Raw genomic sequence first — 14,909 nt, 5'->3', positions numbered from 1 at the left:
ACCAAATGTAGTCAGTTGACTACACCCGTTTTGACTCAAGGAACACGAAATGACAGGTCAGATAACCGTCACCAAGCTGGGCAGTCGCATCGGCGCCCGGGTGGACGGGGTTCGCCTCGGCGGCGACCTCGACCAGGACGCGGTCGAGACGATCCGCCGGGCGCTGTTGACCCACAAGGTGATCTTCTTCCGTCACCAGCACCACCTCGACGACTCCGAGCAGCTCGCGTTCGCCGGTCTGCTGGGCACGCCGATCGGCCACCCGGCCGCGTCGGCCCTGGCCGCCAAGCACCTCCCGGTGATCACCCCGATCGACTCGGGGTACGGCAAGGCGAACCGTTGGCACACCGACGTGACGTTCGCCGCCAACTACCCCTCGGCGTCGATCCTGCGTGCGGTCACGCTGCCGGCCTACGGGGGCTCGACGCTGTGGGCCTCGACCGTGGCGGCCTACCAGCACCTGCCCGAACCGCTCAAATGCCTGGTGGAAAACCTCTGGGCGCTGCACACCAACCGGTACGACTACGTGAGCGTCGAAGCGATGAGCGAGGAGCAGCGGGCGTTTCGGCAGGCTTTCGAAAAGCCCGACTTCCGCACCGAGCATCCGGTGGTGCGGGTGCACCCCGAGACCGGCGAACGCACCCTGGTGGCCGGTGACTTCGTGCGCGGCTTCGTCGGCCTGGACAGCCACGAGTCAACCGCCCTCCTGGAGCTGCTGCAGCGGCGAATCACCGTGCCGGAGAACACCATTGGCTGGAACTGGGCGCACGGCGACGTCGCCATGTGGGACAACCGCGCCACCCAGCACCGGGCGGTCGACGACTACGACGACCAACCCCGGCTCATGCACCGCATCACGCTGATGGGCGACGTGCCGGTCAACGTGCGCGGCGAGCGCAGCCGGGTGGTCAGCGGCGCGCCGCTTCAGGCGCTGGCAAGTTAATGGTGACGACCCGCAGCGCCCGGCTACGCCACGCTCGCGATCGTCACGAGTTAACTGGCGTCGGCGGTGGAGCTGATGTGATTGCTCGGCAACCAGCGCAGCGCGCCGGGCGCGGTGGCCGGGACGACGGGCGCCTTGGGCGGGATCGGCTCCAGCCGGCGATACGGCTGGCCCTGCGCCGGGCGCTGGTCGTCCTCACCGGCATTCGGCCACAACGACGCGGCCCGCTCTGCCTGGGCGGTGATTGACAGCGAGGGGTTGACGCCCAGGTTCGCCGAGATCGCCGCGCCGTCCACCACGAACAGCGTCGGGTAGCCGTAGACCCGGTGATACGGGTCGATCACCCCATGCTCGGCGTTGTCACCGATCACGGCGCCGCCGAGGAAATGCGCGGTCAGCGGGATGTTGAACAGCTCTCCCCAGGTGCCGCCGGCCACGGCGTCGATCTTGTCGGCGATGCGCCGGGTGACCTGATTCCCGACCGGGATCCAGGTCGGGTTCGGCTCGCCGTGGCCCTGCTTGCTGGTGTACCAGCGGATGCCCAGCCTGCCGCGTTTGGTGTAGGTGGTGATGGAGTTGTCCAGGTGCTGCATGACCAAGGCGATCAGCGTGCGTTCGCTCCACTGACGGACGTTGAGCAACCGCATCATGCGACGCGGATCCTCGCGGGCCTGGTCCAACAGTTGCTTCCAGCGCGGCACGTCGCTGCCTTCGGGGCCGGTTCCGTCGGTCATCAGCGTCTGCAGCAGCCCCATCGCGTTGGAGCCCTTGCCGTAGCGGACCGGCTCGATGTGGGTGTCCGGCGTCGGGTGGATCGACGAGGTGATCGCCACCCCGTGCGTCAGGTCGAGGTTCGGGTCGACCTCGAGCTTCCCGGCGCCGACGATGGACTCGGAGTTGGTGCGGGTGAGCACGCCCAGCCGATCCGACAGCCGCGGCAGCAGACCCTGATCGCGCATGTTGAACAGCAGATGCTGGGTGCCCCAGGTGCCGGCGGCCAGGATCACCTGCTTCGCCGTGTAGGTGCGCCGGTCGCGGCGCAGCCAACTGCCGGTACGCACGGTGCGAACCTCCCACAGCCCATCAGGACGCTGCTCGAAACGCTTGACCGTGGTCATCGGGATCACCTGCGCCCCAGCAGATTCCGCGAGAGCCAGGTAGTTCTTCAGCAGGGTGTTCTTGGCGCCGTAACGACAACCGGTCATGCAGCAACCACATTCCAGGCAGCCGGTGCGCTCCGGCCCCGCGCCACCGAAGTAGGGGTCCGGCACGGTCTTGCCCGGGGCCTTGGTGCCGTCGGGGCCGAAGAACACGCCGACGGGAGTCGGCACGAACGTGTCGCCGCAGCCCATCTCGTCCGCCACCTGTTTGACGATCCGGTCGGCGTCGGTGAAGGTCGGGTTCTCCACCACGCCGAGCATCCGCTTGGCCTGCTCGTAGTGCGGCATCAGCTCGTCGCGCCAGTCCGTGATGTGCGCCCACTGCTGGTCTTTGAAGAACGGCTCCGGCGGCACGTACAGGGTGTTGGCGTAGTTCAGCGAGCCGCCGCCCACCCCGGCGCCGGCCAGGATCAGCACGTTCTTCAGGGGGTGGATCCGCTGGATGCCGTAGCAGCCCAGCCTCGGCGCCCACAGAAACTTGCGCAGATCCCAGGACGTCTCGGCGAAATCTTCGTCGGCGTACCGGCGTCCGGCCTCCAATACGCCGACGCGGTAGCCCTTTTCGGTCAGCCGCAACGCGCTGACGCTGCCCCCGAAACCCGAACCGATGATCAGTACGTCGTAATCCGGCTTCATCGCACCAGTATGGCCTTACCGGCGGGTAACAAGCCAGCGACCCTCGCGGGTTAGCTACCGACGGTCAGGCCGACCTTCTGGAACTCCTTGAGGTCGCAATAGCCGGCCTTGGCCATCGACCGCCGCAGTCCGCCGACCAGGTTGAGGCTGCCGAACGGATCGTCGGACGGCCCGTTGAGCACCTGCTGCAGCGGCGGGCGCTCACCGACGGCGATCTGCAGCAGCGCCCCGCGCGGCAGCGAGGGATGCGCCGCGGCGGCGGGCCAGAACCAGCCCTCGCCCAGCGCCTCGGCGGACTCGGCCAGCGGCGTGCCCAGCACCACCGCGTCGGCCCCGCAGGCGATGGCCTTCGCCAGCTCACCGGAGGTGTGGATGTCGCCGTCGGCCAGCACGTGCACGTAGCGGCCGCCGGTCTCGTCGAGGTATTCGCGCCGCGCGGCGGCGGCGTCGGCGATCGCGGTGGCCATCGGCACGCTGATGCCCAGCACCTCGTCGCTGGTGGTCACTCCCCTGGTCGCGCCGTAGCCGACGATGACGCCGGCGGCGCCGGTGCGCATCAGGTGCAGCGCGGTGCGGTGGTCCTGCACGCCGCCGGCGACCACCGGCACGTCGAGCTCGGAGATGAAGGTCTTGAGGTTCAGCGGTTCCCCGGCCCCATCCCTGTCTTGGGCCACTCTTTCGGCCGACACGATGGTGCCCTGGATGACCAGCAGGTCGATGCCGGCCTGCACCAGCACCGGCGTCAGCGCCTGGGCGTTCTGCGGGCTGACCCGCACGGCGGTGGTGACGCCGGCGTCGCGGATCCGGGCGATCGCGGAGCCCAGCAGGTCCGGGTTCAGCGGGGCCGCGTGGAACTCCTGCAGCAGCCGGATGGCCGCCGAGGGCTCGGGCTCCTTGCTGGCCGCCTCGACGAGTTGGGCGATCTTGGCCTCGACGTCGGCGTGGCGCCCGATCAGTCCCTCACCGTTGAGCACGCCCAGGCCGCCGAGCTTGCCGAGCTCGATCGCGAACTCCGGCGACACCAGCGCGTCGGTCGGATGCGCGAGCACCGGAATCTCGAACCGGTAGGCGTCCAGCTGCCAGGCGGTCGAGACGTCCTGCGAGGAGCGGGTGCGCCGGGACGCGACGATGCTGACTTCGCTCAGTTCATAGCTGCGTCGGGCGACGCGGCCCATCCCGATCTCGACCATCTCCGGCCTCAGCGTGCGTAGTAGTTGGGGGCTTCGACCGTCATGGCGACGTCGTGCGGGTGGCTCTCCCGCAGCCCGGCCGCCGTGATCCGGACGAACTGCGCCTGCTGCAGCGCCTCGATGCTCGGCGAGCCGGTGTAGCCCATCGCGGCGCGCAGGCCGCCGGTCAGCTGGTGGATCACCGAGGACAGCGGGCCGCGGAAGGGCACCCGGCCCTCGATGCCCTCGGGCACCAGTTTGTCTTCGGAGAGCGCGTCGTCGGCGAAGTAGCGGTCCTTGGAATACGACTTCCCGCTGCCCGAGCCGCGTCCGGCCATGGCGCCCAGCGACCCCATCCCGCGGTAGCTCTTGAACTGCTTGCCGTTGACGAAGATCAGCTCGCCGGGGGCCTCGGCGGTGCCGGCCAGCAACGAGCCGAGCATGGCCGTCGACGCGCCGGCGGCCAGCGCCTTGGCGATGTCACCGGAGTACTGCAGGCCGCCGTCGGCGATCACCGGCACGCCCGCCGGGCCGCACGCCGCGACCGCCTCCAGAATCGCGGTGATCTGTGGCGCGCCGACGCCGGCGACCACCCGCGTGGTGCAGATCGAGCCCGGCCCGACGCCCACCTTCACCGCGTCGGCGCCGGCGGCGACCAGGGCCGCGGCCGCCGAACGGGTGGCGACGTTGCCGCCGATCACCTCGACCTTCTCGCCCACCTCGGCCTTGAGCTTGCCGACCATGTCGAGCACCAGCCGGTTGTGCGCGTGCGCGGTGTCCACGATCAGCACGTCGACCCCGGCGTCCACCAGCATCATCGCCCGGACCCACGCGTCACCGCCGACACCCACGGCGGCGCCGACCAGCAGCCTGCCGTCGCTGTCCTTGGTGGCCAGGGGATGCTGTTCCGTCTTGACGAAGTCCTTGACGGTGATCAGCCCGGTCAGCCGGCCGTGGCCGTCGACGATGGGCAGCTTCTCGATCTTGTGGCGGCGCAACAGCCCTAGCGCCGCGTCGGCGGACACGCCCTCCTGAGCGGTGATCAGCGGGGCCTTGGTCATCACCTCGGCCACCTTCTTGGTCTGGTCGACCTCGAACCGCATGTCGCGGTTGGTGATGATGCCGACCAGGGCGCCCGACTCGTCGACCACCGGCAGGCCGGAGATGCGGAACCGTGCGCACATCGCGTCGACCTGGGCCAGGGTGTTGTCCGGGCGGCAGGTGACCGGGTCGGTGACCATCCCGGCCTCCGAGCGTTTGACCATTTCGACCTGGCCGGCCTGCTCGGCCACCGGCAGGTTGCGGTGCAGGACACCCATGCCGCCGGCCCGGGCCATCGCGATGGCCATCCGCGACTCGGTGACCGTATCCATCGCCGAGCTGACCAGCGGCACTTTGAGCCTGATCTTCTTGGTCAGCTGGCTGGAGGTGTCCGCGGTGGCGGGCACCACGTCGGAGGCCGCCGGCAGCAGCAAGACGTCGTCGAACGTCAGCCCGAGCATGGCGATCTTGTGCGGGTTGTCACCCCCGGTGGGCACCGGGTCGTCGACCAGGCCACCCACCCGCACATACGCACTGCCGACGAGGTCAGAGCTGTCTTCCAGGTGGGACGTGCCACGGGTCATCAGAGGGGCCCTCCATACGATGCGGCGTGAGAGAACCATCCTATCGGCTTGCCTGTCCCTGCCGTCCGCTTGCTCGGGCGCGCCGCGCGCACCAAACGGCGCGACGGAACCATCCGGCATGGCGAGTAGCCGCCTGCTGGCGTTATCCGGGGCGGGCTGCGTAGGCTAGAGGCGTGCGCGACCACCTCCCACCGGGTTTGCCGCCCGACCCTTTCGCCGACGACCCCTGTGATCCGTCGGCGGCCCTGGAAGCCGTCGAGCCAGGCCAGCCCCTGGATCAGCAAGAGCGAATGGCCGTCGAGGCCGACCTCGCCGATCTGGCCGTGTACGAAGCGCTGCTGGCGCACAAGGGTATTCGCGGACTGGTGGTCTGCTGCGACGAATGTCAGCAGGATCACTACCACGACTGGGACATGCTGCGGGCCAACCTGCTGCAGCTGCTGATCGACGGCACCGTGCGCCCGCACGAGCCCGCCTATGACCCCGAGCCGGACGCCTACGTCACGTGGGACTACTGCCGCGGGTATGCCGACGCGTCGCTCAACGAAGCGACCTCGGACGCCGACGGTTTCCACCGCCGGCACTGATTTAGCGGCTCACTGATTCGGAATCAGCGGCGCCACCGGCGGTGGCGTCTGGCCGTGATGGTGATGCTTACCCACTGACGGACTCGGCTGCGGGCTCGGCGCGGCCGGCGGCGTCAGCGGTGCGGGTGGCGCCGCGGGGATCGCGGCAGAGGCCGGGCCGGCCGGCGCCGCGGGAGGCGGGGCGACCGGGAGCGTGGCGTTCGGGTCGCGCGCGTCGACCTTCGCGTTCAACAGCTTCAACTGGTCGGTCAGTTCCTGTTTGCTGGCCGGGTCGTCGATCGAGGCCACCAGGCTGCTCACCTCGGTCAGCTGATTCTTGGCCTGGTCCCACTGGCCGCGGTCGATCGATTCCTGCACCTTCGCCAGGTCGGCCTTGGCGGCCAGCATCTCCTGCTTTTCGTGGACCTGCGGCTGGTCGAAGAACATCGCGTGCAGCCCGTACAGGGTGCCGCCGGGCCGGGCCTCGACCACCATGGCGCCGAAGCCGCTGAGCACCATCAGCGCCGCGGCCACCGATCCGACGACGGCCAGTCCGCGATGGCCGCGCCGCCGTTCGGCCAGTCCGGTGCGCAACGCGTTGACGGCCTCTTCGGGCGTCACCAGGGCGCTGGCCGGCGGCCACCTCAGGTTGTCGCGCCAGTCCTCCAGCAGTGTGGTGAGCACCTGAAAATCAGGGTCGTCGGGATCCTCGACCTGGCTGCCGGAGACCGGCCGGCGCTGGGCCAGCGCATCGAGCAGCAGGTCGGTGCGGGCGAATTCGTCCAGGGAGTCAGGCACAGTCACCTGCCGCGATCATCTCGGATTTCAGCCGCGACAGCGCGCGGTGCTGGGCAACTCGGACGGCCCCGGTGGTGCTGCCGACGGCGGTCGCGGTCTCCTCGGCGGACAGGCCGACGACGACGCGCAGGATCAGGATCTCGCGTTGCTTGGCGGGCAGGATCTCGAGCAGTTCGCTCATCCGGCTCACCGAATCCGCTTCGATCGCAAGCTGTTCGGGCCCCGCATCGCTCGACCAGCGATCGGGAATCGATTCGGTGGGATAGGCGAGATCGCGTCCGGCAGCGCGGTGGGCATCGGCGACCTTGTGGGCCGCGATGCCGTACAGGAAGGCCAGGAATGGACGCCCGCGATCGCGATAACGCGGCAGCGCCGTGATAGTCGCCAAGCACACCTCCTGTGCCACGTCATCCGCTGACAGGCCACCCCGATCGACGGTGCCGACACGCGCTCGGCAATATCGCACGACGATCGGACGGATGGTCTCCAGCACCTCCCTCAATGCGTTGTGGTCGCCGGTGACGGCCTTGGCGACCACAGCGTCGAGACGTTCCCCTGCTGGAATTGTCATCGACGGTGATATCTCCAACGTTACGAAGCGGACACATCGCGGGCCAACCGGGCTAACTAACGAAATGACAATAACGGTCGGGAGGCCGTTTCAAGCGGAACGCCACGTCCCACCGGCGCGCCGCACCTGGCCTGCGCAGACATCGCGGATTTCGTGCAGTTGATGTGCCACAAACGTGACGCTTCCGATATCGATCAGCAAGCAAGCCAGCGCCCAACGCAGTGGCAGCAGCCCTAACCGGCCCGCATCCGTCAGCGCGGCGTCCGCGACCGCCCGGGCACGCTCGAGGTTGCCCGCGCAGCACAGCGCGGCGGCCAGCACCACCTCGCTTTTGACCCGGTGGCGCGGCGATGCGACGGTCATGGCCGCCGCCAGCTCCACGCCTTCACGGGCGTGGCGGACGGCGGCGTCGCCTTCGCCGCGGGCCATCGCCAGTTCGGCGGCCACCCATCGTCGGCGCACCGGCAGCCGATCCGGCACCGCCGCTTCGGAATTCGGCGACGCAAGCAGCGGATCGGTGCGCGCCAGCAGCGTCGCCGCGGCCGCGAAGCGCCCGACGCCCAGCGCGTCGGCGGCCAGCCCGATAAGCGCGTCGGCGCACGCCTCGGGGTCGCCGCCGGCCAGCGCCAGGGCGCGCCCGTCCCAGCCCCGCGCCACACCATGCCAACCGAGCTGGCGCAAGAACGACCCCTGCGTGCTCCTGCCCAGCGACGCCAGCCGCCCGGTGGGCGCGATGCGCCGCAGCACCGCGAGGTCGCGGTAGGCGGCGCCGTAGCGCCCCCGGCCCCCGGCCGCCACGGCGCGCAGCCACAGTTCCTCCGGCGTCGTCGCCGACGGCAGCGGCCAGGCGGGGCGGTCCCCGAAGGCGGCGTCGGCCAGCCGCCGCCCAATCACGGAAGTGTGACGAGTTTCAATCACAATGATGTAGTAAACAGTTTGTGGTCTTCATGTTACCGAACCGTTAATCACTATAGCCCATGGATAAATTCGCCTTATCCCCCTACCACGCGCTGAGCTGGGCAATCTCGTTTCGGCCAACCGCCTGGTAGCACGGCATAGGTTTCGCAATTTCAATCGAGATGAACGCAAAGTTAATTCTACTCCAACGGGCACATACTTTGCCGGGCTAAGTGGCTATTGACGGAAATTCACCGCCGCCCCTAACGTCTACGCATGACGGGTAGTCATCGGTGACTCCACTCCACTTAATTTAAGTTGCACCCAACCGCTTTCACGAACCTGACCTCGAGCGGGCGGTGCAGAGAGGGAACGAACCAATGCCACAGCCGGAGCAGCTACCTGGACCCAACGCCGACATCTGGAATTGGCAACTGCAGGGCTTATGCCGCGGCGTTGACTCGTCGATGTTCTTCCACCCCGACGGTGAACGTGGCCGGGCCCGCATGCAGCGCGAGCAGCGCGCGAAGGAAATGTGCCGGCAGTGCCCGGTCATCCAGGAGTGCCGGTCGCACGCCCTCGAAGTCGGTGAGCCCTACGGGGTTTGGGGCGGCCTGTCCGAGTCCGAGCGCGACCTGCTGCTCAAGGGCGACATCGGCCGGGGGCGCACCATCCGCCGGTCGGCCTAAGTCCCGCACGGCGCGCGCGATTTGCGCCCGCCCCAATGGATTCGAGCGAGGACACGCGCGACGCGGATATTCGGGCGCACCACCCGGCCGCATCGAACCCCCCTCGACAACTGTCCGAGTCCGCGGCCGCAGGGCCCTGCCGAGGTCGCTGGGCCGGTAGGCTTGGTCGCCGGGGACGCCTAACGGAGGGGAACGCAGATGGCCGACACCGCGGCAGATCGCGCTATTAACAACGTCTTTGAGGCCGTGAACACGACGGCGACCCACCTCGGCCGCATCGTGGGTTTGATCGCCGGCGCGGCGGGGCGGGCCGCGCAAGAGGTGGTCGACCTGGTTTGGGACTACCGCGACCTGGCCAGCGAGGTGCGCAAACCCGCGGAGTAGGCCGTTTCGGCGCGGGCCAATGTGGGTAGGCACCGCAAATGAACAAGGCCGCATGCTTTGCGGTCGCGGCGTTCACCGCGACCGTGGCCTCGCTAGCCGCGTGCTCGAACCAGCAAGGCAGCCAGCCCAATACGTCACCGTTGACCAGCTCGACCCCCGGCGCGGAGCGGCTGACCACCCAGCTGAAGACCGCCGACGGCAGTCCGGTGGCCAACGCCACGTTCGAATTCGCCAACGGCTATGCGACGGTGACCGTGGAAGCCGGACCCAACCAGGTGCTCAGCCCCGGTTTCCACGGGCTGCAGATCCACGCGGTCGGCAAGTGCGAGGCCAATTCGGCTGCGCCGAGCGGCGGCTCGAGCGGGGACTTCGACTCCGCCGGAAGCGTTTACCAGGCGGCCAATCACACGAGTTACCCGGCCAGCGGCGACCTGACCGCCTTGCAGGTGCGCTCCGACGGTTCGGCCAAACTGGTCACCACCAGCAACGCGTTCACCTCCGCCGACCTGAGAAACAGTGCGGGCACCGCGCTGATCATCCACCAGACTGCGGACAATCTAGGTAGCACCGCCCCGACGGGTGAATCCGGCAAGCGGCTGGCCTGCGGTGTGATCGCGGCGTCGTCGACCACCACAACCTCGTCGACCACCAGCGTCACGACCAGCACCACCACCACCGTGGTGCCGCCGGCATCCACCAGTACGAGCACCAGCACCGTCACGGTCACCAGCAGCCCGACCCTGACGTCGACACCGACCACGACCGTCACGACACCGCCTACCTTTTCTCCCGGGCGCTGACGCTCGAGCCACCATGAAAGGGAACACCCCCGATCCGCAAGGGACCGGGGGTGTTTCGCGTCGCCTAGTCGGCATCGGCGACTGCGGTCAGTTGGGTGATCGCTGTGTCGAATGGCTCGGGACTACGCAGGGCGCGGCCGAGGATCAGCGCGCCCTCCACATTGATCCACACACTCGTTGCCAGCTGCACGGCCCTGTCGTGGCTCAGGCCTTTCTCGGTGAGCCGGGCGGCGAGCGTGGTGATCAGATCCTGGAAGGCTCGCCGCGTCACATCGCTGAGTTGGTCGGACGCGGGCGTCGACTCGATGACGATGGGAGCGACCGCGCACCCCTCGCGGTAGTTGCTTGACACCAGTTCATCGCGTTCGCGCCCGATAAACGCCGCGATCAGTTCAGCCGCGGTGCGGGTGCTGGCCGCCGCGCGGTTGATGTCTGCGATGCGGTCGGAAGCGTGCAGAAGGGCGACCTCGCTGGCGAGTTCTTCCTTCCCGCCCGGGAAGTGAAAGTAGATCGACCCGCGCGGGGCGGCGCTCTCGGTGACGACGTCCGACAGGGCAGTGCCGAGATAACCGTGTTCGCGGAACAAGCGCCGCGCGGCGGCGGTCATCCGCGCCTTGCTGTCACTCTTCCTTGGCATGTCGTCCATCATACATAGTTCCTTGCAGGCGCCCGGATAGCGCAGTACTCTCGGCAGTAGTTATAAGTATGTCGCACGACATAGTATTTTTGCTCGCCGGAGCCACGCTCCGCACCACGAAAGGAACGCCATGCCCGTCTACCAGTGCTACAGCCCGAAGGGCCTACTGACCCGGTCCGCGAAAGCCAAGATCGCCGAGGAGATGACCACCATGTACTGCGACGCCACCGGAGCGTTGGCGGCGTGGGTCAAAGTGCTTTTTCACGAACTCCCCGAGGGCGACTGCTTCACGGCCGGCAAACCGGCAACGCAGTCGTTGATTCTCGGCTTCAACCGCCACGGACGTGACCTCATGACGCGGCAGGCAATGCTGCGTCAGCTCGCGCAGATCTGGACGCGTAACTCGGGCCAGCCCGAGGCCGACCTATGGATCTCGATCGCCGAAGTCGATCCCACGAATGTCATGGATGCCGGCTTGTTCATCCCCGCGTCCGGCCACGAGCGCGAATGGCTCGAGCAGAACCGGACCAGGCTTGCCGAACTGGGAATTGCGTCCTGACAAGCGCTGCCTTCCAACGTATTTCGATAAACAACTGTAACGAGGAAACACAATGACCAAATCACTGCACGGATCGATCGAGACGGCCTCACATCAGGTCGACCGGTTGACGATCCAGATCGACGACACGTTCGACGGGTTCAAGAATCGCTACGAGCAAGCGGTGCCCGCTTTCCAGAGTGAGATATACGACTCCCTCATCGAACGAGAAGCCGACTGGCAGACCGTTCTAGAGGCCACCGCCCAGAACGCGCCGCACGGCTTCATTCTCTATTGGTCACACGATTTCACGTCGCTGATGCGGCTGGCCGGCGACCGCGGCCGTTGCGTCGAGTACCTGATGGGCAATCACACGATCGCGCAGAAGATGTACCGGTACAACCCGGCCGTTCTGCTCTATGCGCCGTTGCGCACTGCCATTGTGGAGGACGCCGACGGCACCACATGGTTTACCGTTGACCAACCCAGCACGCGGTTCAGCAGCTTCTACACACCCCAAATCACCACGGTAGGAATCGAATTGGATCACAAGCTGGCCACGTTGCTGGCGCATCTCGGCGCCTCCGTGCCGGCCGGACTCACCGCACCGCGTTAGTCGCGGCTCAGACGACCGCGGTGACTTGGATCTCGACGCGCATCTTCGGACTCGCCAGCGCGGCGACGCCGATGCATGTCCACAGGGGCGCGCGCTCGCCCATGCGCCGGCGAAACTGTTCGACCATGGTGTCCAGGTGCTCGGACCCGATCCGGCCATCCGCTCCGGGGACGTGATAGGAGTGCACGTGCACCACGTCGCGCCAGGAGGCTCCCGCCGTCGACAACGTTCGTTCGACGTTGTCGAAAGCCGCAATGATCTCGTCGCGCGCCGACTCCGGATAGCGCCAGTGCTCGTCCCACCCTCCCTGCCCGGCCGTCTCCACCCGGTCCCCGTAGCGAACGGCCTGCGCATAGTGGAACTCCCGAAGCTGGTGGTCGCCATAGCCGGGAGTGACAGAAAATATCGGCCTACCCATGGGGGCCATCTTCGTCGCCGACCGCGTCGCGGGTACTCGCTTCGCCCGCAATCGACCGCAGGCGCCGCCAAACGCCCCTAGTGTGCTGACATGCAGACGCTGCTGTTCACCCTCGGGCTGGTCTTGTTCCTGCTCGGACTGTTCACCGGATTGCCCCTGCCCGTGTTGAAAAACCGGCGCATGGCGCTGTCGAGTCATCTCGAGGGGGTCCTCAACGGCATGTTCCTCGTGTTGCTGGGCCTGCTCTGGCCGCACGTCCACCTGCCCGAGGCGTGGGCAATCACGGCGGCGGCCCTCGTCGTCTACGCCGCCTACGCGAACTGGTTGGCGACGCTGCTCGCGGCGGCATGGGGCGCCGGCGGCAGGCTCGCGCCGATCGCGACCGGCGACCACGAGGCCTCGGCGGCAAAGGAGAAGTTGGTCAGCGTCCTGCTGGTCTCCCTGGCGCCGTGCATCGTGGTCGGCGTCGTCATCGTCATCGCCGGGCTCTGACGGCGCTACCGGGAGTGCACATCCGGCGTGCGGACATGCTCGGGACGAAAACCACGTCCGACGAAAATCGGCGGAATCGCTTGCAGCGGACCCATACCCACGATCTTGGGGACGCGAATCGGGGACAGGTCACCGCTCAAGTTGGGCGCGATCGCCCTGTCCTGCATGAACACCTGAAAAGCCTGGACGATCCGGGTGGGTAGCTCGCGCCGCCGCTGCACTCTCGCGAGGTCTTCGTCGGTCACCCGGCCCTCGCGCAGCGGGGCGCACAGCACGTTGGCCGCGGCCACCGCGTCGGCCACCGCGAGGTTGATGCCGACCCCGCCGGCCGGCGACATGGCGTGCGCCGCGTCGCCGATGCACAGCAGGCCCGTTCGCCACCACGTCTCGAGCCGATCCACCCGCACGTCGAGTTCGCTGGTGTCGTCCCACGAACTCAGGTCGTTGACGTGCTCTCGCAGCCGCGGTTGCGCGGTCGCGATCCGCTCCTTGAACTCCTCGAGGGACCCCTCCCGCGGGTTTGATCCCTTCGGCATCAAATAGGCGATCTGCCAGTAATCGCCCCGGTAGATCATCGCCATCATCAGGCCCTTGCGCAGCACCGCGAACAGTTCCTGGGGGTCGCCGGGGCGCCATTTCAGCCGGAACCACAGCACATCCATCGGCGAGTGCGCCGCTGCGGTCTGCAGCCCCGCCGCGGCGCGCACCGCGGACTTGCGTCCATCCGCGGCGATCACCAGCTGGGCGCGCACCTCGAGGTCCGGCGTGCGCACCCCGGCCACCCGGTCGCCTTCGACCATGACGTCGGTGACCTCGGCATTGCGAAGCAAGGTGAATTCGGGGTAGGCAGAAGCCTTTTCGGCGAGGAAGTCGAGGAAGTCCCACTGCGGCATCATGGCGATATAGGGCTGCCGGAAACCGAGCCGCTTGAGCACCTTGAAATTGCCGAAGGTGCGAATGGAGCCGTCGGTGTCGAAGGCGACCCGGTCGATCTTGGTGTGCGGTAGCCGCAGGAACTCGTCGATGAACCCCAGCTCGTCCATGATCCGCAGGGTGGACGGGTGCACGGTGTCGCCGCGGAAGTCGCGCAGGAAGTCGTTGTGCTTCTCCAAGACCACGACCCGGATTCCGGCCCGGGCGAGCAGCAGAGCATGAACCATCCCGGCGGGACCGCCGCCGGCAACACACACCTCGGTCTGCAGCACTTGCGTCATGGGCGGGACTCCTCGTGGAGTGTGGAATACGAGTGCAGACTACGGCATCGACACCGTCTACGACGTCGCCGCCGACGCGGGGCCGATGCCGAACACCTGCACCTCGGCCGACTTTCCCTTCAGGGCGTGAAAACCCCTGTCCGTCAGTCCCATTGGCGGGGACCGCAGCGCGTCGACGGTCTGCTGGGTCAGCAGGATCGCGTCCCCGGTGGTTTTGGTGAGCTGTTCGACGCGGGCGGCCACGTTCACGGCGTCGCCGATGAGCGTGAATTCGAGTTTGCCTCCGCCGCCGATGGTTCCGGCGATCACCGCACCGGTGTTGATCCCGATGCCGACCCGCAGCTCACCCTCGAATCGCTCGGCGACGCGGCGATGAATCGATACGGCGGTATTCACCGCCCCATCGGCATGATCGGCCAGATCGTTGGGGGCACCGAACACGGCCAGCGCGCCATCGCCGAGGCCAACAGTGCCGAGGACGCCGTCGCCCGGCTCAATGCTTTGTTCGAGATAGTGGTTCCCGCCGTGGTCGACGCCGGCGGGCACGTGAATAAATTCCTCGGCGATGGCGCGCTGGCCGTGTTCGGTGCCCCCAACGATCTGGCCGATCATGCCGATGGGGCGGTGAATACCGCCGTATCGATTCATCGCCGCGTCGCCGAGCGATTCGAGGGTGAGCTGCGGGTCGGCATCGGGATCAACACCGGTGCGGTGATCGCCGGAACCATCGGCGGCGGAGGCAAACTCGAATTCACG

Annotated in this window: 17 protein-coding genes and 2 pseudogenes; 9 read left to right on the top strand and 10 right to left on the bottom strand. The window is 67.6% G+C overall.

Annotation, left to right across the window (positions count from 1 at the left end; all coding sequences use genetic code 11):
• The first annotated feature begins 49 nt into the window (after positions 1-49).
• On the top strand, positions 50-943 hold the full coding sequence (locus tag A5624_RS13415) for a TauD/TfdA family dioxygenase (RefSeq protein ID WP_066866875.1): 894 nt from the start codon (positions 50-52) through the stop codon (positions 941-943).
• 50 nt (positions 944-993) lie between these two features.
• Here A5624_RS13415 and A5624_RS13410 read toward each other — a convergent pair whose 3' ends face one another.
• From A5624_RS13410 to guaB, 3 genes are read right to left on the bottom strand one after another with little or no spacing between them, the layout of a single operon-like run.
• Positions 994-2,739 carry a GMC oxidoreductase gene (locus A5624_RS13410; protein WP_066866874.1) on the bottom strand — a complete coding sequence of 582 codons (1,746 nt, stop codon included), beginning with the start codon at positions 2,737-2,739 and terminating at the stop codon, positions 994-996.
• A gap of 50 nt (positions 2,740-2,789) precedes the next feature.
• Positions 2,790-3,929 (bottom strand): GuaB3 family IMP dehydrogenase-related protein, encoded by a 1,140-nt coding sequence (locus tag A5624_RS13405; RefSeq protein ID WP_066866872.1) that lies wholly within the window; start codon positions 3,927-3,929, stop codon positions 2,790-2,792.
• 8 nt (positions 3,930-3,937) lie between these two features.
• Positions 3,938-5,533: an IMP dehydrogenase gene (guaB, locus tag A5624_RS13400; RefSeq protein WP_065028373.1), complete on the bottom strand. Its 1,596-nt coding sequence runs from the start codon at positions 5,531-5,533 to the stop codon at positions 3,938-3,940.
• A 173-nt stretch (positions 5,534-5,706) separates the two neighbouring features.
• Between guaB and A5624_RS13395 the strand changes: the two genes are divergently transcribed.
• Positions 5,707-6,120, top strand: a complete 414-nt coding sequence (locus A5624_RS13395; protein WP_007773416.1) for a DUF5319 domain-containing protein — start codon at positions 5,707-5,709, stop codon at positions 6,118-6,120.
• Positions 6,121-6,129: 9 nt separating this feature from the next.
• Here A5624_RS13395 and A5624_RS13390 read toward each other — a convergent pair whose 3' ends face one another.
• The 3 genes from A5624_RS13390 to A5624_RS13380 all read right to left on the bottom strand — a co-directional run bounded on the left by A5624_RS13390 (position 6,130) and on the right by A5624_RS13380 (position 8,386).
• Entirely contained in the window at positions 6,130-6,903 is a 774-nt protein-coding gene (locus tag A5624_RS13390) for an anti-sigma-D factor RsdA (RefSeq protein WP_197498172.1), read from the bottom strand.
• On the bottom strand, positions 6,890-7,468 hold the full coding sequence (locus tag A5624_RS13385; RefSeq protein ID WP_066866868.1) for a sigma-70 family RNA polymerase sigma factor: 579 nt from the start codon (positions 7,466-7,468) through the stop codon (positions 6,890-6,892). Before A5624_RS13385 ends, A5624_RS13390 begins: the two co-directional genes overlap by 14 nt.
• 90 nt (positions 7,469-7,558) lie before the next feature.
• Positions 7,559-8,386, bottom strand: coding sequence for a hypothetical protein (locus A5624_RS13380; RefSeq protein ID WP_066866866.1), 828 nt, complete (start codon positions 8,384-8,386; stop codon positions 7,559-7,561).
• A gap of 359 nt (positions 8,387-8,745) precedes the next feature.
• Between A5624_RS13380 and A5624_RS13375 the strand changes: the two genes are divergently transcribed.
• The 3 genes from A5624_RS13375 (at position 8,746) to A5624_RS13365 (ending at position 10,238) form a co-directional block, all read left to right on the top strand.
• Positions 8,746-9,054, top strand: a complete 309-nt coding sequence (locus A5624_RS13375; RefSeq protein ID WP_064883744.1) for a WhiB family transcriptional regulator — start codon at positions 8,746-8,748, stop codon at positions 9,052-9,054.
• A gap of 198 nt (positions 9,055-9,252) precedes the next feature.
• On the top strand, positions 9,253-9,438 hold the full coding sequence (locus A5624_RS13370; protein WP_066866864.1) for a hypothetical protein: 186 nt from the start codon (positions 9,253-9,255) through the stop codon (positions 9,436-9,438).
• A 38-nt stretch (positions 9,439-9,476) separates the two neighbouring features.
• Positions 9,477-10,238 carry a superoxide dismutase family protein gene (locus tag A5624_RS13365; RefSeq protein ID WP_066866862.1) on the top strand — a complete coding sequence of 254 codons (762 nt, stop codon included), beginning with the start codon at positions 9,477-9,479 and terminating at the stop codon, positions 10,236-10,238.
• Positions 10,239-10,302: 64 nt separating this feature from the next.
• Here the strand turns inward: A5624_RS13365 and A5624_RS13360 are convergent, their stop codons facing one another.
• On the bottom strand, positions 10,303-10,887 hold the full coding sequence (locus A5624_RS13360) for a TetR/AcrR family transcriptional regulator (RefSeq protein ID WP_232002256.1): 585 nt from the start codon (positions 10,885-10,887) through the stop codon (positions 10,303-10,305).
• A gap of 118 nt (positions 10,888-11,005) precedes the next feature.
• Between A5624_RS13360 and A5624_RS13355 the strand changes: the two genes are divergently transcribed.
• Both A5624_RS13355 and A5624_RS13350 read left to right on the top strand, forming a co-directional pair.
• Positions 11,006-11,434 (top strand): tautomerase family protein, encoded by a 429-nt coding sequence (locus A5624_RS13355; RefSeq protein WP_066866860.1) that lies wholly within the window; start codon positions 11,006-11,008, stop codon positions 11,432-11,434.
• A 52-nt stretch (positions 11,435-11,486) separates the two neighbouring features.
• Positions 11,487-12,029: a DUF302 domain-containing protein gene (locus tag A5624_RS13350; RefSeq protein ID WP_066866858.1), complete on the top strand. Its 543-nt coding sequence runs from the start codon at positions 11,487-11,489 to the stop codon at positions 12,027-12,029.
• A 7-nt stretch (positions 12,030-12,036) separates the two neighbouring features.
• Here the strand turns inward: A5624_RS13350 and A5624_RS13345 are convergent, their stop codons facing one another.
• A complete protein-coding gene (locus A5624_RS13345; protein ID WP_066866855.1) occupies positions 12,037-12,447 on the bottom strand; it encodes a Rid family hydrolase in 411 nt (136 codons plus the stop codon).
• Positions 12,448-12,537: 90 nt separating this feature from the next.
• Between A5624_RS13345 and A5624_RS13340 the strand changes: the two genes are divergently transcribed.
• Entirely contained in the window at positions 12,538-12,939 is a 402-nt protein-coding gene (locus A5624_RS13340; RefSeq protein WP_066866853.1) for a hydrogenase, read from the top strand.
• A gap of 5 nt (positions 12,940-12,944) precedes the next feature.
• Here A5624_RS13340 and A5624_RS13335 read toward each other — a convergent pair whose 3' ends face one another.
• Both A5624_RS13335 and A5624_RS13330 read right to left on the bottom strand, forming a co-directional pair.
• A complete protein-coding gene (locus A5624_RS13335) occupies positions 12,945-14,153 on the bottom strand; it encodes an FAD-dependent oxidoreductase (protein WP_082976171.1) in 1,209 nt (402 codons plus the stop codon).
• Positions 14,154-14,210: 57 nt separating this feature from the next.
• Positions 14,211-14,615 (bottom strand): annotated as a pseudogene (locus A5624_RS13330) (adenylate/guanylate cyclase domain-containing protein); the annotation flags it as partial.
• Between A5624_RS13330 and A5624_RS13325 the strand changes: the two are divergent.
• Positions 14,610-14,909 (top strand): annotated as a pseudogene (locus A5624_RS13325) (adenylate/guanylate cyclase domain-containing protein); the annotation flags it as partial. The pseudogenes A5624_RS13330 and A5624_RS13325 overlap by 6 nt on opposite strands.

The organism is Mycobacterium sp. 1482292.6 (assembly GCF_001672995.1).
GTDB lineage: Bacteria > Actinomycetota > Actinomycetes > Mycobacteriales > Mycobacteriaceae > Mycobacterium > Mycobacterium europaeum_A.
This window is presented reverse-complemented; position numbering and strand designations above follow the sequence as displayed.